Raw genomic sequence first — 21,368 nt, 5'->3', positions numbered from 1 at the left:
CTCCTTCGATCCGGGCCATCGCGGATCGTAGAACCGCGGAATTCCGGGCTTCTGGAGGTTTGCAGTGGCCGAATTGAAGGAGTTGTGCTTGACGCCGGGCGGTGCCTCGGCCTGTCGAAGGGGTTGACCGGCTGCCCTTCGACAGGCCCAGGGGCCGTCCGGGCGGGGAGCGGGATCGATCAGCTCATTGCTCGGTCTACCGAGGGCCTCCGGTCTGAGTGACGTCCCGCTCTCCCCGTCGTGTCGCATCGACATCGAGCACAACTCCTTCAATTCGGACGCCCGTGGGTCTGTGATCCGCGGAATTCCGGGGATCTGTCCGTCGACTGAACGCGGATTGAAGGAGTTGTGACGGGCGGAGAGCGAAAACTCGGGGGCGGGCAGGGCGGAGGCGGGCCAGGCGGGGCAGGACCCGGCACCTCAGACGCGGAGCACTCGCGGGCCCAGCTGCGAGAACTGCTGGGCGCGATGCGCGGGCAGCTGCTCGCCGGTGATGAGCGCTTCGAAGTCGGCGACGCCCGCGAACCGGACGAAGCTCGACACCCCGAACTTCGTGTGCGCGCCGACGAAGATCCGTCGGTTCGATGCCGCGATCGCCGCGCTCTTGACAGCCGCGACGCTCGGGTCGGGGGTCGTGAGTCCGCGCGAAGCCGAGATGCCGTTCGCGCCGAGGAACGCGATGTCGATCATCAACCGGCTGAGCAGTGAATCGTGTCCGTGCTCGACGGTCCCGAAGGTCGTCCCGCGGACCCGTCCGCCGATGAGGAGCACTTCCAGTTCCGGTCTCGTCGCGATCTCCATGGCGGCGGGCAGCGACCCCGTCACGATCGTCAGCGGCCGATCTGACGGCAGGCCGCGTGCGACGAGCAGCGGGAGGAACCCTTCGTCGATGTAGATCGTCTGGGCGCTCCCGATCTGCGAGATCGCGGCGGCCGCGATCCGGTTCTTCTCCTCGGGATTGGAGGATTCGCGCAGGTCGAAGCGGGTCTCGAAGCGGCCGCTCTCCACGGGGAACGCTGCGCCGTAGCTGCGGCGGACGAGACCGGCGCGCTCCATCGCGCGAAGGTCGCGCCGGAGGGTCTCCTGCGTGACGCCGAGGCGTGCCGCAGCCGGCCCGACATCGAGCCGTCCGTCTCGTCTGACGAGCGCGAGGAGTTCGGCCTGGCGGTGCTGTGCGGCGGCCGATCGCGCTTCGCTGCGGTCTTCGTCGTCGGTCGTCATGGTGCCTCCAGGGTACCGGTGGTGGTCGGGTCGGGGGTCGGGTGGGACGTGCCGCTGAAATCGATGCCATGGATGGCTGGGCGGGGGAGCGCGTGAGTGGTCGCGTGGTCGGGCGGGCGGTCAGGACCCCTCCGTGATCGACGGCCCCGGAGGGCCCGGGCACTGGGGCGGCGCGGTGATCGCGCGGTAGCCTGATGCGCATGCCGACCCGCAGCCCCAAGCGCACCACGATCGCCGACGTCGCCGCTCGCGCGGGCGTCTCGAAGATGGCGGTGTCGTTCGCGCTCAACGGCCAGCCGGGGGTGTCCGAGCAGACCAGGCAACGGGTCATCGAAGCGGCCGACTCGCTCGGCTGGCGCCCCAATTCCGCCGCGCGTTCCCTCTCGGTCGACCGCGCTGGGGCGGTGGGCCTCGTCCTGGCCCGCTCGGCCGATTCGCTCGAGACGGAGACCTTCTATCTGCGGCTGCTCGCCGGCATCGAGAGCGAACTGTCCGCCACGTCGACGGCGCTGTCGCTGCAGATCGCACAGGATCCCGAGCGTGAGGCGCAGATCTACCGGGCGCTCGCCGCGGAACGCCGCGTCGACGCCGTCCTGCTCACCGACGTGCTCATCGGCGATCCGCGCATCCCGCTCCTGCACGAGCTGGGCTTGCCCGCCGTGGTGCTCGGCGATGAGCCGTGCGGCTTCCCGACCCTCGGGAGCGACGACGCCGGCGCCAACGAACTCGTCCTCGACCATCTGCAGGGCCTCGGCCACACGAGGGTCGCCCGCGTCACGGAATCCGCCGGCCGTGAGTACACGCAACGCCGGAACCGGTCCTTCCTCGACGGCCTCGAGCGACGCGGGATGACGGGCGAGGTCCGGGAGGGGTTGGCGACGGCGGCGCTCGGCGAGACCGCGACGGCCGCGTTCCTCGCATCGCCGGATCGGCCCACGGCCATCGTGTACGACAGTGATCTCCTGGCGGTCGCGGGACTGGAGGTGCTGCGCAGCGCGGATGTGAGCGTTCCCGATGCGATGTCGGTGGTCGCGTGGGACGGCTCGATCCTGAGTCAGATCGTGCGTCCGCGGCTCACGAGTGTGAAGCGGGACGTCATGGCGCTCGGGCGTGAGGCGGGCCGCCAGTTGTTGCTCGCCGCCGCGACAGGATACGTCGGCGACACGCGGGGAACGGGCGCGGGCGGTTCGGGCGGCTTCGTTGCCGATGGTCACGACTTCTCCCAACCTCGTCTGGCGATCGCGGACAGCACCGCAGTCGCCTACAGCACCGCAGTCGCCCCTCCAACTGCCCCCTGATCACTTTACCGGTATAGTTTCCGGAACGGGAGGGCGAGCTGCACGGACGCATCTCGACTCCCCGATCCGCATCCGCGTCGTCGAAAGGTCACCGATGATCACCCGTACCGCCCTCGTCACCGGCTGGACCCTGCGCCTCGCCGACGGAGCCGATGCCACGAACGTGCCCACGCACGTCGTGGAGGCGCTGCCGATCCCCGCGACGGTCCCCGGGACGGTGCACACCGACCTCCTCGCAGCGGGCCTCATCCCCGATCCGTACCTCGAACTCAACGAACTGACGCTCGACTGGATCGGCCGCACCGACTGGGTGTACGAGCTCAGCCTCGATCATGATGTCGTCGACGGCGAACGGGTCGTCCTCGCGTTCGACGGGCTCGACACGATCGCCACCGTCACGGTGAACGGCACGGTCGTCGCCCGTACCGAGAACATGCACCGCCGCTACGAGGTGCCGATCGCCGCGGAGCTCGTCGACGGTGCCAACGCGATCGCGGTGCGCTTCGACTCCGCCTGGGTGTTCGCGGAAGCCGAGCGGGAGCGCATCGGCGAACTCCCGAACGCGTACCCGGCGCCCTTCAACTACATCCGCAAGGCCGCGAGCAACTTCGGCTGGGACTGGGGCCCGATGCTCGTCACCGCCGGGATCTGGCGGACCGTGCAGCTCGTTCGTTCCACCGCGCCGCGCATCGCACGCGTCAGCCCGACGGTCACGGTCGAGGGCCCGCGAGGTCTCGCCTCGTTCGCGGTCGAACTCGATGCGCCAGCCGAATCCACGATCCGCGTGAGTGCGGCTGTCGGCGGGGTGACGGCGATCGCGGAGGTCGCACCCGGGGAGACGTCCGCGCGCCTCGAGGTCGTCGTCCCGGAGCCCGAGCTCTGGTGGCCGCACGGCCTGGGCGCGCAGCGGCTCTACGACGCCGTCGTCGAACTCCGAGAGGACGCGTCGGTCGAGGAAGCGCTCGTCGCCGCGGCCGCGTTCGACTCCTGGACGGGCCGTATCGGCTTCCGCTCCCTGCGCCTCGACACGGCCCCCGACGCCGACGGCACGCCCTTCGTCTTCGTCATCAACGGTGCGACCGTGCCGATCCGCGGCGCCAACTGGATCCCGGACGACTGCTTCCTCCCGCGCGTGACGGAGGAGCGGGTGCGGGAGCGCATCACCCAGGCCGTGGACGCCAACACGAACCTTCTGCGGGTCTGGGGCGGCGGCGTGTTCGAGAGCGAGGAGTTCTACCGCGTCTGCGACGAGCTCGGTGTGCTCGTCTGGCAGGACTTCCTCTTCGCGTGCGCCGCGTACCCGGAGGACGAGCGACTGGCGCGGGAGATCGAGGCGGAGGCGCGCGACAACGTCGAACGCCTGATGCCGCACCCCAGCCTCGTCCTGTGGAACGGCAACAACGAGAACATCTGGGGCTGGTTCGACTGGCACTGGCAGGAGGCCGTCGGGGACCGCACGTGGGGTCTCGGCTACTACCTGGAGCTGTTGCCGGCGGTCGTCGAGGCCGTCGATCCGTCGCGCCCGTACTGGGCGGGTTCCCCGTACTCGGGCACGATGGACGTGCATCCGAACGATGACGCGCACGCGCTCAAGCACGTGTGGGACGTCTGGAACCAGGTCGACTACACGGTCTACCGCGAGTACCGGCCGCGCTTCGTGTCGGAGTTCGGCTGGCAGGCGCCGCCGACGTGGTCGACGATCCAGCGTTCCGTCCGTGACGAACCGCTCACTCCGACATCGGCCGGGATGCTCCACCACCAGAAGGCCGACGGTGGCAACGGCAAGCTCGAACGCGGCCTCGAACCGCACTTCGAGCTGCCGGAGGCGATGGAGGACTGGCACTTCGCGATGCAGCTCAACCAGGCGCGCGCGATCACCCTCGGCATCGAGTACTACCGTTCGCTCCGGCCGCTGAACTTCGGGACGATCGTGTGGCAGTTGAACGACTGCTGGCCGGTCACGTCCTGGGCGGCGGTCGACGGCTACGGGCGGAAGAAGCCGCTCTGGTACGCGCTGCGTTCGGCGCAGTCGACGCGTCTGCTCACGATCCAGCCCACTGTCGACGGTGGACTCGCGCTCATCGGTGTGAACGACGGCGGTGAGCAGTGGCGGGAGTTCGTGACCGTCCGCCGCCTCCGCTTCGACGGCACGGTCCTTGCGACGTTCGACACCCGCATCGTGACGGATCGCTTCGGGTCGGCGCAGGTCGTGCTGCCGGCGGAGATCGCCGGTTCGGGTTCCGGTTCGGGTTCGGCCTCGTCCGAGCTGATCGTCGCCGAGACGGGGACGGGCGTGCGGACGTTCTGGTTCTTCGCCGAGGACCGCGACCTCGCCTACCCGGCTCCGTCGTTCACCGCATCGGTCTCACGTGACGCTGCGGGCGACGTGCTGCTCACGGTCACGGCGGCGACGCTGCTTCGCGACCTGTGCGTCTTCCCGGACCGTTTGGCCCCCGAGGCGGAGGTCGACGACGCCATCGTCACCCTGCTGCCCGGCGAGACGCGTACCTTCACGGTTCGTGGCGTGCCCGCGGGTCGTGAGGGCGAGCTGACGTCATCGCCCGTCCTCCGTACAGCGAACGAGCTCGTGGTCCGGTAGCGCGAGTCGACTCAGTGCGCAGTTGTGGTGGGTGCGCGATGCGAACACCCACCACAACTGCGCACGGGATCGTAGCGGGCTATCTTGGATGGTTCACGATCGATGCGCGCGGCCTCCCCGCAGGCGCGGGAGGGGGATTGCGATGAGCGGCGCAGAAGTCGGGACATCCGTTGAGCATGCCAACCCTTGGTTCTCGGTGACGCGACGCGAGGTCGCCGGACAACCTTGGTTCCGGGTGGTGCGGCCGGACAGCGCGATGATGATCGCCACCGACGACATCGGTCGCATCCTGGTCGTCAGGGGGGTCCGCGATACGACTGGGCCGGACGCGTGCATTGAGTTTCCGTGCGGGAGCGTCGATGAGGGCGAGGACCCGGCCGCCGCAGCCGTGCGGGAGACTGCAGAGGAGGCCGGTGTCCTCGTCACGGATCCACGTCGCATCGGCGGCTTCGTCGAGTCGCCCGGGATCAGCGCGGCCGTCTGCCACGTGTTCACCGGCCGGATCGGCGACTCCGTCCCGCAACGCCTGGAGCCGGGCGAGGCATGGACCGCGCGACTGCTCGACGCGGACGGACTCCAGGCAGCGGTGGGCCGTGGCACCATCCGCGATGCGGGGACGCTCGCCGCCCTGTCGCTGTTTGAGGCGTGCCGTCGCCAGGTCGAGTAGCGGGAGTCGGTTCAGTGCGCAGTTGTCGTGGGTGCGCGATGCGAACACCCACCACAACTGCGCACTTAATCTGGGCCGGAAGGCTCAGCGGTCGAAGATCTGCGCGGGCGACGTGATGCACCTGCCCGTGCGCGGGTTGAAGCGCGCCTTCGCCACGTGGTCCACCTGCCCGCTCACCTCATCGAGGTCATAGACGTCCTGCGATTCGCAGGCCATCCGGGCGATCCCCGTCATGACGGCCGGGGCGAGCATCACGCTGACCGTTCCGACGACCACGGCGGCCGCGATCCCGTACGCGGTGAACGCCTCGCGCACGCGGGATCTCCGCAACTCGTCCATGTCATGCCTCCCGGGTGGCTCCATCCTAAGAGGGGCGGGTCTGACCCGACTGCCGGGTCTGCGCGGGAGGAGGAGAACCGCGCGAGAAAAGGTCGAATTCGGCCCTGGCGTCCTTCTCTCGCGCGGTTCTCCTTCTGCCGGGCGGGCGAGACAGCGTCCCGCGCTACAAGGCGTCGAAGACGCGCTCCGCCTCTGCGCCGAGCGCCTCGCGGAACGCCACGATCGCAGGCCGGGTCACACCCGACTGCCGCGCAGACGTGAAGATCGTGCGATGCGGCGCGTCCGGCAGGTCGAGCAGGCGTGAGCTGGTCTCGCGGCCGGCCCACAGCAGGTCGGGGATGAGCGCGACGGCGTTCCCGGACTCGATGAGACGGATCTGCGCCTGCAGGTCGGCCGTCTGGTAGCGGACGTCCGGCTCGAAGCCAGCACGACGGCACAGCTGCTCCGCGAAGTGGCGGGACGCGGCGCCCTGCGGCTCCATCACCCACGGGAGGTCGTGGGCATCCTCGATGCGCTGCACGGCGTGGATCTGCGTCGCCACGGGCGGCACGGCGAGGCGGATCGCATCGGTCGTGAGCTCCTGCCGGTCGAGGCCGGGGTGGCGGGGGGCCGCGTGGGCGGGGTACTGCTCGGCGACGACGACGTCGAAGTCGCGCGCCCACGTCTCGGACAGGGCGGTCTCCGGCTCGTGCTGCACCATCTCGACCCGCACCTCCGGATGCTCGCGCCGCATCGTGCTGAGGGCGCCGGGCATGAGGGCGAGGGCGGCGGACTGGAAGACGGCGACGCGGATGGTGCCGGAGACGGTCGTGAGGGACGCGCCGAGGTCCGCTTCGGCGCGCTCCAGGATGTCGAGGAGAGCGTCCGTGTGGCCGACGAGGATCTCCGCCTGCGGGGTCAGCTGGACCCGCCGTCCGACCTTCCGGAGGAGCTCGACCCCGGTCTCCTGTTCGAGCAGCGACAGCTGTTGGGAGACCGATGACGGACTGAAGTTGAGCGCCTCGGCGACCTCCGCGAGGGTGCCTCGGATGCGCAACTCTCGGAGGAGTCGGAGTCGTCGGATGTCGAGCATCGGACACCACCTCGAATCATCGGTTCTGCTTACGAATATCCATCGAAATCCGTCACTGTACCTTATCCGACAGTCACCCCATACTGATCGAATCCCCCTTCTTTTCAGCGTGACCGCTCCACCGACAGCGAGGCCTCCCATGACCGACACCACTGCCCTCCCAGACGCCCAGGGAACGGATGCCCTTCGACAGGCTCAGGGACCGGACGGCCAGGGACCGGAGGCGTCCGCAGGTCTCAGCACCGACGAGCGCGACGCGCTCGCCACGGAAGCCATCACGCTCGTCCGCCGCTGGCTGAAGGCTGCGTCGACGATCCCCGCCGACTCCTCCGCCCAGCAGCTCGCCGGCGTCCTGAAGGACCCGACCGGTCTCGAGTTCACGGTCGGCTTCGTCGACGGCGTCGTGCGCCCGGAAGACCTCTCGGTCGCCGCGCGCAACCTGCAGACGATCGCGCCGAAGGTCCCCGCGTTCCTCCCCTGGTACATGAAGGCGGCCGTCCGATGCGGCGGTGCGTTCGCGCCACTGCTGCCCGGCATCGTCATTCCCATCTCCCGCAAGGTGCTCCGCAACATGGTCGGCCACCTCGTCGTCGACGCGACCGACAAGAAGCTCGGCCCCGCGATCGGCAAGATCAAGACGCCGGGCACTCGCCTCAACGTCAACCTCCTCGGCGAGGCCGTCCTCGGCACGAAGGAAGCCGCCCGCCGTCTCGACGGAACGCACAAGCTCCTCGCGCGGGACGACGTCGACTACGTCTCGATCAAGGTCTCCTCGACCGTCAGCCCGCACTCCGTCTGGGCCTTCGACGAAGCCGTCGACCACGTCGTCACGAGCCTCACGCCCCTCTTCGAACGCGCTGTGAAGGCCAGCCCCGCCAAGTTCATCAACCTGGACATGGAGGAGTACAAGGACCTCGACCTCACGATCGCCGTCTTCACGAAGCTCCTCGACCTGCCGAAGTTCAAGCACCTCGAAGCCGGCATCGTCCTCCAGGCGTACCTGCCGGACGCCCTGTCAGCGATGATCCGCCTCCAGGAATGGGCCGCGGGTCGCCGCGCCGCCGGTGGCGCCGGCGTCAAGGTCCGCATCGTGAAGGGCGCGAACCTGCCTATGGAGCAGGTCGAGTCCTCCCTGCACGACTGGCCGCTCGCCACCTGGTCCACCAAGCAGGAGTCCGACACCAACTACAAGCGCGTCGTCGAGTACGCCCTCCACCCCGACCGCATCGACAACGTCCGCATCGGCGTCGCCGGTCACAACCTGTTCGACATCGCATTCGCCTGGCTGCTCGCGAAGCAGCGCGGCGTGGAGCGCGGCATCGAATTCGAGATGCTCCTCGGCATGGCGCAGGGTCAGGCCGAAGCGGTGAAGCGAGATGTCGGCGAACTGCTCCTCTACACGCCCGTCGTGCACCCGCAGGAATTCGACGTCGCGATCGCGTACCTCATCCGCCGTCTGGAGGAGGGCGCGAGCCAGGACAACTTCATGTCCGCCGTCTTCGAACTGAGCGAGAACGAGACGCTCTTCGCCCGCGAGCAGCACCGCTTCCTCGCCTCGCTCGACGAGCTCGACGCGACGATCCCCGCGCCGAACCGTCAGCAGGACCGGACGCGCGCCGTCGAAGCCTCGCCCGTCGACCGCTTCGAGAACACGCCGGACACCGACCCGTCGCTGCCCGCCAACCGCGTGTGGGGTCGTGAGATCCTCGAACGCGTCGCCGACTCGACCCTCGGGCTCGACACCATCGCCGCTTCCACACTCGCCACGGTGGAGGCGCTCGACGCCGTCATCGACGGTGCGACCGCGGCCGGCGCGGCCTGGGGCGCCCTCACGGGGGCCGAGCGCGCCGTCATCCTGCACCGCGCGGGCGACGTCCTCGAAGCGAACCGCGCCCGCCTCATGGAGGTCATGGCCTCCGAGACCGGCAAGACCCTCGACCAGTCCGACCCCGAGGTGTCCGAAGCGATCGACTTCGCCCACTTCTACGCCGAGCGAGGCCGCGACCTCGACACCGTCGACGGAGCCGTCTTCGCCCCCGCGAAGCTGACCGTCGTCACGCCGCCGTGGAACTTCCCCGTCGCCATCCCCGCCGGGTCGACCCTCGCGGCGCTCGCCGCCGGGTCGCCCGTCATCATCAAGCCGGCCCCGCAGGCCATCCGCAGCGGCGCCGTCATGGTCGAAGCGCTGTGGGAGGCCGGCGTCCCCCGCGACGTCCTCCGCCTCGTGCAGGTCGACGAAGGCGACCTCGGCCGCCACCTCATCTCGCACCCCTCCGTCGAACGCGTGATCCTCACGGGCGGATACGAGACGGCAGAACTGTTCCGCTCCTTCCGTCCCGAGCTGCCGCTGCTCGCCGAGACGAGCGGCAAGAACGCGATCATCGTGACCCCGAGCGCGGACCTCGACCTCGCCGTCAAGGACGTCGTCAACTCCGCCTTCGGCCACGCCGGCCAGAAGTGCTCCGCGGCATCGCTCGTGATCCTCGTCGGATCCGTCGCCACCTCGCGTCGCTTCCGCAACCAGCTCGTCGACGCCGTCGCATCGCTCAAGGTCGGCTACCCCGTCGACCCGACCACGCAGATGGGCCCCGTCATCGAACCCGCCGCCGGCAAGCTCCTCAGCGGGCTCACGACCCTCGGCGCCGGTGAGTCGTGGCTCATCACGCCCAAGCAGCTCGACGAGAGCGGCCGACTGTGGAGCCCGGGCGTGCGCACCGGGGTCGCGCGCGGATCCGAGTACCACCTGACCGAGTACTTCGGCCCGATCCTCGGCATCATGACCGCCGCGACCCTCGAGGAGGCGATCGCGATCCAGAACGAGATCGACTACGGCCTCACCTCCGGTCTGCACTCGCTCAACGCCGACGAACTCGGTGTGTGGCTGGACGGCGTCCAGGCCGGCAACCTCTACGTCAACCGCGGGATCACGGGTGCGATCGTGCAGCGCCAGCCGTTCGGCGGATGGAAGAAGTCGGCCGTCGGCGCCGGAACCAAGGCCGGAGGACCGAACTACCTGATCGGTCTCGGCTCGTGGACGAGCGCCGAGAGCACCGCGCTCGACACCGCCGGCCGTGCAGCCGAACGACGTGGCGTGCCGTCGACCATCGCTGCCCTGCTCCGCGCGGCCGATGCCGTCCTGACCGCCGACGACTTCGCATCGGTCCGCCGCGCCATCGCGAGCGACAGCGCCGCCTGGGCCGACGAGTTCGGCACGGCGAAGGACGTCTCGCAGCTCTCCGCGGAGCGCAACGTGTTCCGCTACGTGCCGCGCACCGTCCACGTGCGCTTGTCCGATGGTGCTCCGCTCGCGCACCTCGTCCGCGTGATGGGTGCGGCTGCGGCCGCCGGCGGAACCGTGCACGTGTCCTCGTCGGTCGCCCTCCCCGCCCCGCTCGCTTCGGCGATCGGCGGCATCGCGGCATCGGTCACGGTCGAGAGCGACGACCGCTGGCTCGTCACCGCCGCCTCGCTGCGTGGTGTGCAGTCCGGCTCGCGCATCCGCCTCATCGGCGGGTCGACCGAGGGCATCGCGCACGCGACCGAAGGCAGCCCCGACGTCGCCGTGTACGCGAACCCGGTGACGGAGGCCGGCCGCATCGAACTGCTGCCGTTCCTGCAGGAGCAGGCCGTGTCGATCACCGCGCACCGCTTCGGCACGCCGAACCACCTGTCGGACGCGCTCATCTGACGCTCTGACGCCCTGACGTGTGTCGGCCGCTGCGTGCCGTGCTGTTCACAACTCAGGAGCGCCCCGGCGTGTCGACCCCGACACGCCGGGGCGCTCTCGCGACACGCCGGACCCGTCCTGAGTTGTGAACAGTGTGGCCGATGTCGGCACGCGGGCGAGAGAGGTCGCCGGGTACCGTGGAGGGATGTCGAACACCCCCGCCGCGCCGAGCACAGCCGTTCCCGCCGAGCCGAACGCGATCGCTGGGCCGATCTCAGCCGATGACGCCGCCATCGCCGAATCAGGCACCGATGGCGGCGTTCCCGCGCGGGCGGGGGAACGCCAGCCGCGATCGGGGTGCGGCGCCGCGATCGTGCAGGACGGGCGCATCCTCCTGATCCAGCGACTGCGGGAGCCGGAAGCGGGCGCCTGGGGGCTGCCTGGCGGCAAGGTCGACTGGATGGAGACCGTCGAGCACGCCATCCGCCGTGAAGTGCAGGAGGAGCTCGGGATCGACCTCGGCCCGACCACCCTGCTCTGCGTCGTCGACCACTTCGAGCGGGCGCTCGAGCAGCACTGGATCTCGCCCGTGCACCTCGCCACCGAGTTCACGGGCGCGCCGATGCTGCGCGAGCCGGAGAAGCACGCCGCGTTCGGCTGGTACCCGCTCGATGCCCTCCCGGCCGTACTCACGGCATCGACCCGGGCCGCCCTCCTCGCGCTCTCGACGCGCGTCTGATCCCGCGCGTCTGATCCCGCCCGCCCGGCCGAAACCTCCGTTTTCGTGCAATCCGCACGTTTTCGAGGGCACTTCCTGCACGAAAACGGAGGTCTCGGGTGGGGAGGGGTGCTCGGTAGACTCGTCGCGTGACGAACGGCGAGACCACCGGACCGACTGATCCGACGGCCCAGCCGTCACCCCGAACCGCAGCGGCAGCCGGCGCACCGGGCGGGGCGCGCCCATCGCCGTCGCGACGACCGGCACCGCCCAAACGCTCACGATGGTGGACGGTCACCGGGATCACCGCACTCGTCCTCGGCGGGCTGCTCGCACCGATCGCGGTCGTCGCCGTGTGGGCCGACACGATGATCGAGGACACGGATGCGTTCGTCTCCACTTTCGCTCCCCTCGCGGACGACCGGGCTGTCCAGGACCTCGTGACGGATCAGGTCGTCGATCTCGTCGAACAGCAGGTGAACCTCGACGGCATCACGGGCAGCGTCAGCGACGTCGCCGCGTCGCTCGGCCTCCCGGCCGGCGCCGCCGACGTGCTCAAGCTGCTCGGCGGGTCGGCGGCCGACGGGCTCGGCGAGCTCCTGCACCGCAACGTCGCCGAGTTCGTCGCATCGCAGCCGTTCCGGACGGTGTGGACGGAGTCGCTCCGCGCGACGCACCGCGAGATCGTGACGGGCGCGGCGGGCCGTGACGGCGCGGCCGCATCGGTCGGGACGGACGGCGAGCTCGGCATCGAGTTGCAGCCGGTCGTCGCGGGTGTCCGCAGCTGGCTCGTCGATGCCGGCTTCGCGTTCGCGCGCCTCATCCCGGACACCGATCACGTCATCGTGCTCGTCTCCGCGGAGGACGCGGCGCCGGCACTCGCGGTGGTCCACGCGATCGACGTCGGCGCGGCCTGGACGCCGTGGCTCGCGGCCGCACTCCTCCTCGGCGGAGTGCTGCTGCTGTGGCGCGGGCACCGGAACCTGCCGTGGGCGCTTGCGGTGGGCGGGGTCGCCGTCGCCGTGGGATCCGTCGTGGTCGTCGGAGCGTTGTACCTCGGGCGGACGATGCTGCTCGGCGATGTCGGATCGTCGACGACGGCGGACGGTGTCGCGGCGATCGTCGATCAAGCGATGCAGGAACCGCTCGTCGGGTTGTGGACGGCCGCCGGGATCAGCGCGATCGTCGCGGTCGGCGGGTTCGTCGCGTCGCGGTTCACGGTCGCGCGGCGCTGAGGGAGGGCCGGTCGAGGGTCGTTGGCCCTTCGACAGGCTCAGGGACCGGGGCCCTTCGACAGGCTCAGGGACCAGGGCCCTTCGACAGGCTCAGGGATCGGGGGCGCTCAGCCGAGCAGGAGCGAGGAGAGCGCGTCCGTCGAGTGGACGACCGCGAGGGCGCCCTCGGCCTCGGCCGGGGACCCGTAGCCCCACTCGACGAGGATCGTGGGGATGCCGTGCTCAGCGGCACCGAGGACGTCGTGGTGACGGTCGCCGACGAGGACGGGCCGGCTGAGGTCGACGCCCTGCTCGGTGAGGCGGCGGACGGCCTCTGCCACGACATCGGCTTTCCGGCTGCGCGTCTCGTCCTCGGAAGCGCCGCAGATGACGGTGAAGTACTGCGACAGCCCGAAGTGGTCGAGGATGACGTTCGCCTGCGACTCCGGCTTGGACGTGGCGAGGGCGAGCGGGATGCCCGCCTCCGCAATGCGGCTGAGTACACCCGCGACTCCGGGGAACACGGCGGTCCCGGCCTCTGCCCCTTCCGTGGCGACCTGGCTGCGGTACTCGGCGAGGGCGACGAGCGACTGCTCGGGGTTCATGCCGGCGAAGTCGCGGAACGACTCGAGGATGGGCGGACCCACCCACTTGAGGAGGTCTGCGTCGGAGGGGACGATCGCACCGACGTTGGCGAGGGTCGTCTTCATCCGGGAGATGATCCCGGGAGCCGAGTCGACGATGGTGCCGTCGAGGTCGAAGAGGATGCAGGACCAGGTGCGGTCGGGGGCGCCGGAGGGATCAGTCACACGTTCCATCCTAAGCGGCGTGCGGGATGTGGCCGTGCTGGGAGATGATCGCAGCCCAGCTGTGGATTTGCCGAATCACCCCTGCACGCGGGTGAACTGCCATTGTGGAGGGAAAGTGCCGGATTTCCGGGCTTCTTGACCCGTGCAACCCAGCCGATATACTGCTGAACGTTGCTTTGCCCGACACCTGTTGGGGGGACACCGCAGGAACCGTCCGACGCGCCGCCCGAAATCGGCGCACTCTTCGGAAGACCTGTACTCGGCGCGCCGCCCGAAAGTGGCATGCCAACGGACACCCGACACGTCCGGACCACCGTGAAACACCCGCACCCTGAACACCCGCACCGCCCGATCACCCGATCACCCGAATCTCCGACGCGCCATCCCGACGCGCCTGGTCGCTCTGCACCCGCTACCCGAGCGGGACGGCGAAGCGCCGCGCAGCCGTACTGACGTGCGCCCGGACCGTACGAGAGCACCCTCATGATGCGCCGCCGTTCCCGCTTGCTCGCACTCCTGATGTCCGTCGTGGTCGCGACGGGTGTGATGACCCTGACCGCGCCCGCCGCGTTCGCGGAGGGGGCGAGCTCGGTGAGCCTCGTCAAGGAGGCGTCGACGCCGAACGTGGTTCCCGGCGAGACGTTCAGCTACGACCTCACGGTCGGCTGCACGGCGATCGATGTCGGCACGGGCTGCACGAACGCGGTGCTCGTCGACCCGATCCCCGAGGGGTTCGACGTCGTGCAGGTCGACGTCGGTGACGGTCTCCAGGCGGCGGCGCCGAAGATCGACGGCAACACCGTCACGGTGACCTTTACCGAACCGCTCACCCTCCCGGCCGGTGCGGTCGGCCTCAAGCCGTCCTCGACGGGCGTCGTGACGGTGACCGTCCGCGTCCGCGACGACTTCCCCTTCGCCCGCAGCGGCATCCCGATCGTGAACACGGCGACGCTCACCGCCAGCAACGGTCTCGCACCGGCCGTCGATGACGCGACCGTGACCCCGACGGTCACACGCACCCTGCACGCCGACGCACAGAAGTCCTTCGACCCGACGGGCGGCGCGGTCAGCCCCGGCACGGCGGTCACCGCGACGCTCTCCGGCGCGAACACGTCCAACGCGGGCGTCGACAGCCTCGTCCTGACCGACCCGATCGACCCGGCCGCAGCGCCCAACCCGTTCCAGCACCTCGGCGTCACCGGCCTCGGCTCCGTCACGTTCCCCGACGGCGCCGATCTCGTTCAGGTGGACGTGTGGGACGGCTTCGAATGGGTCTCCGGGACGCCCGCCGGCCTCGCGGAACTGCCGTCGACCGTCGATCCCGCATCGATCTCCGGCCTCCGATTCACCTTCACGAACAGCACCGGCGCGCAGCTCCCGCAGGGCGCGACCGCGACGATCCCCGTCTCCCTCACCCAGCGGGAGACGGTCTCGGCCATCACCGGCCCGACGACGATCGTCAACGAGCTCACGGCGACCGTGACCAACGGCGCGGACTCCGCATCGGACGCGGACCCGGCGAACTACGTCATCACCCCGACCGTCGTCGGCGTCGGCACGTCGAAGTCGTTCGACCCGAAGGGCATCGTCGCCGGCGATTCGAGCACGGTCACGACCTCGGTCACGAACGACAGCGACAACGCGGTCGCGAGCCTCACCCTCACCGAGCCCGCCGTCGCCGATGTGGCAGACCCGCTCGACTCCGGCATCCCCGTCGGAATCGACTTCGACGCGTTCACGAACGTCATGTGGCCGAACGGCGCCACCGCCGCCAGCGTCACGTGGACCTACCGCGACGGCACGACCGAGACGGTCGCCGCCGGTTCCACCGACACCCTGCCTGCCCCCGACGCTGCCCGCGAGGTCGCCCGGTTCTCAGCGACCTTCACCGGTGCGATCGAGTCGGGCGCCGAAGCGCGCATCCCGTTCACGGTCGTGTCCCGGCCGAACGTCACCCCCACGCCGCTCGTGTGGGACAACACGATCGAGGGCCGCGCGGTCGCGACCGACGGCACGATCGGCACGTCGACCTCGAAGGACACGCTCACCGTCTACGACGAGCACCTCGCCGTGAAACTCGACAAGAAGATCAGCCCGTCGGCGATCCTCTCGATCCCCGGCCAGCCCGTCACCGTGCAGCTCCCCGCGCAGCTGCTCCCGTTCCCGGACCCGGCCGTCAACGCCCCCGGATCCACGACGGATGCTCGCCAGATCGTCGTCCAGGACCCGCAGACGCTGCCCGTCGTGCCGGGCCCGGACACGTGGTGGAACTCGTTCAACGCGACGAGCATCACGCAGACGGCGATCCCCGCAGGCTCGACGCTCACCGTCCAGTACTGGAACGGCACGACCTTCATCGACCTCCCGGGCGCCGTCGGCATCGCCGGTTCCAAGGTGTTCTCGATGAACATCCCCGCAGGGCTCCGCGATCAGATCCAGGGCCTCAAGTTCACCTTCGATTCCTCGATCGGCTTCGCGCCGGGCACGAAGGTGCAGCCGAACTTCGGTGCAGCGCTCCGTCCCGGCCACCGCGATGACGGCAGCGCCATCGGCGGCCCGAAGGGCGACCCGGCCAACCTCATCGAGAACTGCGCCTCCGCGGGTGCATCTGCTCCGAACATCGATCCGGCCTCCGCTGTGACCGCGGCGCCGTGTCCCACGATCGAGCTCGTCCCGACCCTCCCCGGCACGGGCGACCTCATCGACAAGACCTGGCTCGAGAGCGGCGAAGCGACCGGCAAGACGGTCATCGCCCGCTCCGGCGACGTGCTCCCCGCCCGCATCACCTGGTCGACAGGCGGCTACGGCAACCTCGACACGGTCGTCGTCTCCGACACGGCCGATGTGACGAAGCCCGTCGCCGAGACCGTCTTCAACGCCTTCGACCTGACCGGGATCCACGCGATCTCCCAGGCGGACGATCCGTGGCTGAAGTACGACCAGATCCTCCGCGTCGAGCTGTACAACGGCACCGACTGGGTGACCGCGACGAACGACCCGTGCCCCGGGGCGTGCGACGGCACGTTCCCCGGTCTGAAGCTGACCGGCGCCGAGCAGACCTCCACCACGGGCGTCCGTCTCGTTTACGCCGAGAGCCCCACGCGCGCCGCGACGATCGGCGACGACCCGACGGCACCGCAGGTCGGCAGCGGCGTGAGCCGTTCGATCGGCAACGACCGCAGCATCGTCCTCGACTTCGCGGTCCGCGACCTCGTCCGCGTCCCGGTCACGAACCCGGACCCCGCCACGGGCTCGCGCATGTACAACGCCGACCGTCCTGGCGACGTCGTCAACACGGCGCGCGCGACCGGCTTCGACGCCGCCGGCGCCCAGGTCGTGACCGATGAAGCCGCGGACACCGCTGCGATCATCGACGTCCCGCTCAACGTGCAGGTCACGAAGGAGTGGTCGGGCGGCCCGCTCGGCATCCCGCCGCTCGGCACCGACGCCGCGTACTTCCCGTCCGGTCGCGTGTCGATCACCGGGACCAACGTCACCGCCGCACGAGTCGACGGCCTCACGGTCTCCGACCCCGCACCGGACTCGACGACGAAGCCGTTCGACGTCTTCAACGTCAAGAGGATCGTGTCCATCACGGTTCCCGCAGGCGCCACCGGCACGAGCGTCACGCTCACGAAGGCGGATGGGACGACGGAGACGATCACACGTGAGCAGGCCCTCGGCCTCGCCGAGTCCGCGCTCACCGAGGTCGTCGGCATCACGGTTGCGCACACCGGCCGCATCGAGTCGAACGCGACGACGACCGTGACCTTCGACACCCGCCTCCGTGCGACCGTCCGAGGTACCGACGAACGCGTCTCCGCGGCATCGTTCCCGACCGTCCCGAACGACGCCCGTGCGCTCGTCACCGACCTCGGCGGCAACGCCGACGACAACCCGATCGCGACGAAGGACGCCTCGATCACCCTCGCGGAAGCGAACATCAGCGTCGTCGCGGGCAAGTCGTTCAACGTCGCTTCGCAGCAGGAGCCGAACCGCGCACCCGTCGCGATGACCCTCAGCGGTCGTCCCGGGGGCAGCGTCCGCACGACCACGATGGTGCTGACCGATGACGCCGGCACGTTCTGGAACGCGTTCGATGTCGTGGGACTCGCCGGTCAGCTGACGCTCACGGCGCCCATCAACCGCGTTCAGGCGGACGTGTGCGTCGACCGCGACTTCACCGACGTCACGCTCGGCTGTGAAGCATCGGGCGGGCACTGGGTCCTCGGCTCGCCGCTCACCGCCTCGCAGTTCAACAGCAAGCCGCTCCCCGACGGCGTGAACGCAGCCGACGTCGAAGGCGTCCGCTTCACCTTCACCCGTGCGGACGGCGCGTTCTGGGAGAACCCGGCCAACCCGCTCCAGCAGGTGCCGCTCTCCGTGCAGCGCCGTACCGAGCTCCGTTCGGGAGGCGAAGTCCCCTCGACGCTCGCCGGCAACCAGCCCGCACCGGGCGAGACCGTGGCGGGAACCTTCACGAACACGGTCGTGGCCGATGTCACGGGCGCGCTGAACGGGGGAGAGGGCACGCCGCCGCTCACCGCGACGAACAGCAAGACCGCGCAGATCCAGTACGTGCACTCGCTCAACTCGGTCGTCGTCCAGAAGACGCCGACCGGCGTGCAGCCTCCAGGACGCGTGTTCACCTACGGGCTGACGATCACGAACAACGGCAACACGCCGATCATCAACCCCGTCGTCACCGACCGTCTGCCGCGCGACGCCGGCGGACCGCAGCTCATCTTCGATCCCGCTGCCGACCCCGCATCGTCGCCGTTCTCCTACGCGGTGACGGGCGCGCCGCCGCTGCAGCCGAACGGCACGCAGCTTCCGACCTCGGTCGCCGATGTGACGGCCACGGTCAATTCCGCGGCCGACGGCATCCGCTTCTCCTTCCCCACGGGCAGCGTCCTCGAGGTGGGACAGAGCTACAAGATCTCCGTGCAGCTCATGTTCCGCCCCGGCCTCACCGCCAACACGCGGGTGACGAACTCGATGGGCGTCGTCGCGGACCGTGAGTGGGACGCGTGCTCCGGCACCCTCGACCCGGCAACGGGCGAGTGCGTCACGAGCACCACGGTGACCGTGCAGCTCGCCGGCGCCATCCGCGGCATCAAGTCGGTCAAGGCCGTCGACGACGAACTCGGCATCAACTTCGTCGGTGGACAGAAGCTCTGCGTCCCCGACGACGCCGGCTTCTTCACCGGTGGTTGCGTGCCCATCACGAAACCCGGCGGGCTCGAAGTGTGGCGCAACACCTTCACGAACACCGGCACGCTGCCGATGAACCGCTTCGTCGCCATCGACAAGCTGCCCGCGCTCGGCGACACCGGTGCGAGCACCCCGCTCCCGCGCGGCTCGCAGTTCACGCCGACGTTCGAGGGCACCGTCGCGCTTGCAGGCGCCCCGGCCGGCTCCGTGCTGACGACGTACTACACGACCGCCGCGGCACCCTGCACGGCCGACCTCAACACGACGGGATCCGGCTGCGCCGCAGGGTCGTGGGCGATCTGGGATCCTGCCGCAGGCATCGATCCGGCCACGGTCAAGGGCCTCAAGTTCGTCGTGGACTTCGCGACGCCCATCCAGCCCGCCGGCGTGGTCAAGATCGACCTGACCACGAAGACGCCCGCGTACTCGCCGACGGCCGGAACCAACACGGTGGCGTGGAACACGATCGCCGTCGCCGGACGCACCGTCAACGGCACCACGCTCGGCACGACGCCGACGACCGAGGGCAACAAGGTGGGCGTCTCGCTCGCCACGGGACCCCTGCAGGCCGTCAAGGAACTGACCGGTGCCGGAGCGGATCGCTACGCGCCGGCCAGCTACACGGGTCACGTGACCTGCGTCTCGGCGGGCGAGGACATCCCGCCGGTCCCGATCACGCTCCTCGGTGACGGAACGCCGACGACGGTCCCGAACCTCCCGTGGGGCGCCGAGTGCACGATCTCCGAAGACGACAACGGACAGACGTCGGAGACGGCGAACACCGTCACGATCGTCTCCGAGGAGCAGACCGTTCCCGTCGTCATCCTGACGAACGTGTACTCGCTCGCCGGCCTCGAGCTGACGAAGCGCGTCGTGTCCGGCGCGGTGGACGCTTCCGGAACGCCCGTCTCCTACGGTCCCTTCGATGTGGCCGTCAGCTGCACGTTCCTCGGCAAGGACGTCTACGCAGACGGGTTCTCCGCTGAGGACCCGATGGCCCTCACCCTCGCCGACGGTGAGAGCGTCACGCTGACCGGTCTGCCGGCACGTGCCGCCTGCACGATCACCGAGACCGACGCGAAGGGCGCCGTGTCGACGAGCATCACGACGACCGGCACGGACACGGGCGGCGAGCCGGAACTCGACAAGCTCGCGGCTCCGGCTCCGGCTCCGGCTCCGGCCGCGGTCGTCGACGGCACCGTCGCATCGATCCAGCTGGCCGCCGACGACGAGGACGGGGACGCGACCAACGGCGCCGTCATCGAGAACCGTTTCGCCGACGGCTCGGTCGAGATCGCGAAGACCCTCACAGGTGACGGGGCGGAGGCGTGGGGCACAGGGCCGTTCACGGTCCACGCGACCTGCACGCTCACCGACCCGAGCGGCACGCGCATCGTCTGGGACGGCGATGTCGTCCTGGGCGGCGAAGCCTCGCTCACCGCGACCATCGAGCACATCGCGGCCGATGCCACGTGCGAGGTGACCGAGACGAAGACCGGTGGCGCGGACGGTTCGACCGTGACGCCGGGAACGGTGACGGTCGGCGACGGCACGACCGCGGAGGTCTCCGTGGTCAACGAGTTCCTCCTCGGCGCACTGCACGTGCAGAAGACGATCGACGGTGAGGGTGCGGAGCTGTACGGCGCCGGCCCCTTCCAGGTCGCCCTCAGCTGTGTGCGTGACATCGATGGCGAATCGGTCGCGTTCGACGTGCCGGGCGGCGCCACACGCGCCCTCACCGCCGAGAACGGCTACGCCGCCGACTACGAGGGCCTCCCGGCCCGCGCCGAGTGCCGCATCCTCGAGTCGGAGACCGGTGGAGCGACGACCTCCGTCATCTCCTCCGGCGACGGCGAGAACGCGGTGACCGGCATCGGCACCGACGGCATCGACCTCGCGGTCGCGGCCGGCGACACCGTCACGGTCTCGCTCACGAACACCTTCGCGGTCGGTTCGATCACGGTCACGAAGCAGATCATCGGCCTCGGCGCCGGCGACAACGCCGACAAGACGTTCACCGTCCTGCTGACGTGTGCTGCGGACATCGACGGCGAGCGGGTCTCGGTCGTCGTCCCCGGCGGCGGCGAGCGGAAGCTGTCGAAGGCCGATGGGCTGACGGCGACGTTCGAGCAGCTGCCGGTCGGCGCCGAGTGCGAGCTCGTGGAGACGGCGAAGGGCGGTGCCGCGCGGACGACGATCACGCCGAACGCGGGCGACGCCCAGGTCGGTTCCGTGACGGTCGCGTCCGGTGAGGCCGTGGCGATCACGGTCGTGAACGACTTCGATCCCACGCCGATCCCGCCGAAGTCCGGTGGCCTGACGAGCACGGGTGTCGACGCGATGCTGCCGTGGACGCTCGGTGGCGGGCTCGCCGCGCTGGGTGCGCTGCTGCTGGGCGTTGCCCTGTGGCTGCGTCGTCGGTCGGCTTCCGCGTAGGGCTGTGGGGGAGGCCGGTCGCTGACCGGCCAGGCTGACGCGGAGAGGCCCGGCACTCATTCGAGTGCCGGGCCTCTCGCGCTCCTGCTCCACCGCCCCTGGGTGGTGCACAAT

General features: G+C 69.9%; 11 protein-coding genes. 7 read left to right on the top strand and 4 right to left on the bottom strand.

Going from position 1 to position 21,368, the window contains the following annotated elements:
- Window positions 1-420 precede the first annotated feature (420 nt).
- A complete protein-coding gene (locus ACQ3HB_RS02140) occupies window positions 421-1,221 on the bottom strand; it encodes a DeoR/GlpR family DNA-binding transcription regulator (protein ID WP_430917293.1) in 801 nt (266 codons plus the stop codon).
- A gap of 200 nt (window positions 1,222-1,421) precedes the next feature.
- Between ACQ3HB_RS02140 and ACQ3HB_RS02135 the strand changes: the two genes are divergently transcribed.
- The 3 genes from ACQ3HB_RS02135 (at window position 1,422) to ACQ3HB_RS02125 (ending at window position 5,785) form a co-directional block, all read left to right on the top strand.
- Window positions 1,422-2,519: a LacI family DNA-binding transcriptional regulator gene (locus ACQ3HB_RS02135; RefSeq protein ID WP_430917291.1), complete on the top strand. Its 1,098-nt coding sequence runs from the start codon at window positions 1,422-1,424 to the stop codon at window positions 2,517-2,519.
- Window positions 2,520-2,613: 94 nt separating this feature from the next.
- Complete coding sequence (locus ACQ3HB_RS02130) at window positions 2,614-5,118, top strand: glycoside hydrolase family 2 protein (RefSeq protein ID WP_430917289.1); 2,505 nt, start codon at window positions 2,614-2,616, stop codon at window positions 5,116-5,118.
- Between the two features lie 142 nt (window positions 5,119-5,260).
- The gene (locus ACQ3HB_RS02125) at window positions 5,261-5,785 is read left to right on the top strand and encodes an NUDIX hydrolase (RefSeq protein ID WP_430917288.1); all 525 of its coding nucleotides are present in this window, start codon (window positions 5,261-5,263) and stop codon (window positions 5,783-5,785) included.
- A gap of 84 nt (window positions 5,786-5,869) precedes the next feature.
- Here the strand turns inward: ACQ3HB_RS02125 and ACQ3HB_RS02120 are convergent, their stop codons facing one another.
- Together ACQ3HB_RS02120 and ACQ3HB_RS02115 are read right to left on the bottom strand one after the other, a co-directional pair.
- Complete coding sequence (locus ACQ3HB_RS02120; RefSeq protein ID WP_430917287.1) at window positions 5,870-6,124, bottom strand: hypothetical protein; 255 nt, start codon at window positions 6,122-6,124, stop codon at window positions 5,870-5,872.
- Between the two features lie 163 nt (window positions 6,125-6,287).
- Entirely contained in the window at window positions 6,288-7,196 is a 909-nt protein-coding gene (locus ACQ3HB_RS02115) for a LysR substrate-binding domain-containing protein (RefSeq protein ID WP_430917285.1), read from the bottom strand.
- 139 nt (window positions 7,197-7,335) lie between these two features.
- Between ACQ3HB_RS02115 and ACQ3HB_RS02110 the strand changes: the two genes are divergently transcribed.
- The 3 genes from ACQ3HB_RS02110 to ACQ3HB_RS02100 all read left to right on the top strand — a co-directional run bounded on the left by ACQ3HB_RS02110 (window position 7,336) and on the right by ACQ3HB_RS02100 (window position 12,816).
- Window positions 7,336-10,884 carry a bifunctional proline dehydrogenase/L-glutamate gamma-semialdehyde dehydrogenase gene (locus ACQ3HB_RS02110; protein ID WP_430917283.1) on the top strand — a complete coding sequence of 1,183 codons (3,549 nt, stop codon included), beginning with the start codon at window positions 7,336-7,338 and terminating at the stop codon, window positions 10,882-10,884.
- Window positions 10,885-11,068: 184 nt separating this feature from the next.
- Window positions 11,069-11,602: an NUDIX hydrolase gene (locus ACQ3HB_RS02105; protein ID WP_430917282.1), complete on the top strand. Its 534-nt coding sequence runs from the start codon at window positions 11,069-11,071 to the stop codon at window positions 11,600-11,602.
- Between the two features lie 128 nt (window positions 11,603-11,730).
- Window positions 11,731-12,816, top strand: a complete 1,086-nt coding sequence (locus ACQ3HB_RS02100) for a hypothetical protein (protein WP_430917281.1) — start codon at window positions 11,731-11,733, stop codon at window positions 12,814-12,816.
- A 107-nt stretch (window positions 12,817-12,923) separates the two neighbouring features.
- Here the strand turns inward: ACQ3HB_RS02100 and ACQ3HB_RS02095 are convergent, their stop codons facing one another.
- On the bottom strand, window positions 12,924-13,613 hold the full coding sequence (locus ACQ3HB_RS02095) for an HAD hydrolase-like protein (protein WP_430917279.1): 690 nt from the start codon (window positions 13,611-13,613) through the stop codon (window positions 12,924-12,926).
- 474 nt (window positions 13,614-14,087) lie between these two features.
- Here ACQ3HB_RS02095 and ACQ3HB_RS02090 point away from each other — a divergent pair, with 474 nt between their 5' ends.
- Window positions 14,088-21,254, top strand: coding sequence for a DUF5979 domain-containing protein (locus ACQ3HB_RS02090; RefSeq protein ID WP_430917277.1), 7,167 nt, complete (start codon window positions 14,088-14,090; stop codon window positions 21,252-21,254).
- The last annotated feature ends 114 nt before the right edge of the window (window positions 21,255-21,368 follow it).

It is taken from the genome of Plantibacter lichenum (genome assembly GCF_050587525.1).
Taxonomy (GTDB): Bacteria; Actinomycetota; Actinomycetes; order Actinomycetales; family Microbacteriaceae; genus Plantibacter.
Note: the sequence above shows the minus strand (reverse complement) of the source record. Positions and strands in the feature narration are given on the sequence as shown.

Bases quoted from the DNA above. Each gene is read 5' to 3' on its own strand.
- ACQ3HB_RS02140 (WP_430917293.1), bottom strand. From the start codon at position 1,221: ATGACGACCGACGACGAAGACCGCAGCGAAGCGCGATCGGCCGCCGCA.
- ACQ3HB_RS02135 (WP_430917291.1), top strand. From the start codon at position 1,422: ATGCCGACCCGCAGCCCCAAGCGCACCACGATCGCCGACGTCGCCGCT.
- ACQ3HB_RS02130 (WP_430917289.1), top strand. From the start codon at position 2,614: ATGATCACCCGTACCGCCCTCGTCACCGGCTGGACCCTGCGCCTCGCC.
- ACQ3HB_RS02125 (WP_430917288.1), top strand. From the start codon at position 5,261: ATGAGCGGCGCAGAAGTCGGGACATCCGTTGAGCATGCCAACCCTTGG.
- ACQ3HB_RS02120 (WP_430917287.1), bottom strand. From the start codon at position 6,124: ATGGACGAGTTGCGGAGATCCCGCGTGCGCGAGGCGTTCACCGCGTAC.
- ACQ3HB_RS02115 (WP_430917285.1), bottom strand. From the start codon at position 7,196: ATGCTCGACATCCGACGACTCCGACTCCTCCGAGAGTTGCGCATCCGA.
- ACQ3HB_RS02110 (WP_430917283.1), top strand. From the start codon at position 7,336: ATGACCGACACCACTGCCCTCCCAGACGCCCAGGGAACGGATGCCCTT.
- ACQ3HB_RS02105 (WP_430917282.1), top strand. From the start codon at position 11,069: ATGTCGAACACCCCCGCCGCGCCGAGCACAGCCGTTCCCGCCGAGCCG.
- ACQ3HB_RS02095 (WP_430917279.1), bottom strand. From the start codon at position 13,613: ATGGAACGTGTGACTGATCCCTCCGGCGCCCCCGACCGCACCTGGTCC.
- ACQ3HB_RS02090 (WP_430917277.1), top strand. From the start codon at position 14,088: ATGATGCGCCGCCGTTCCCGCTTGCTCGCACTCCTGATGTCCGTCGTG.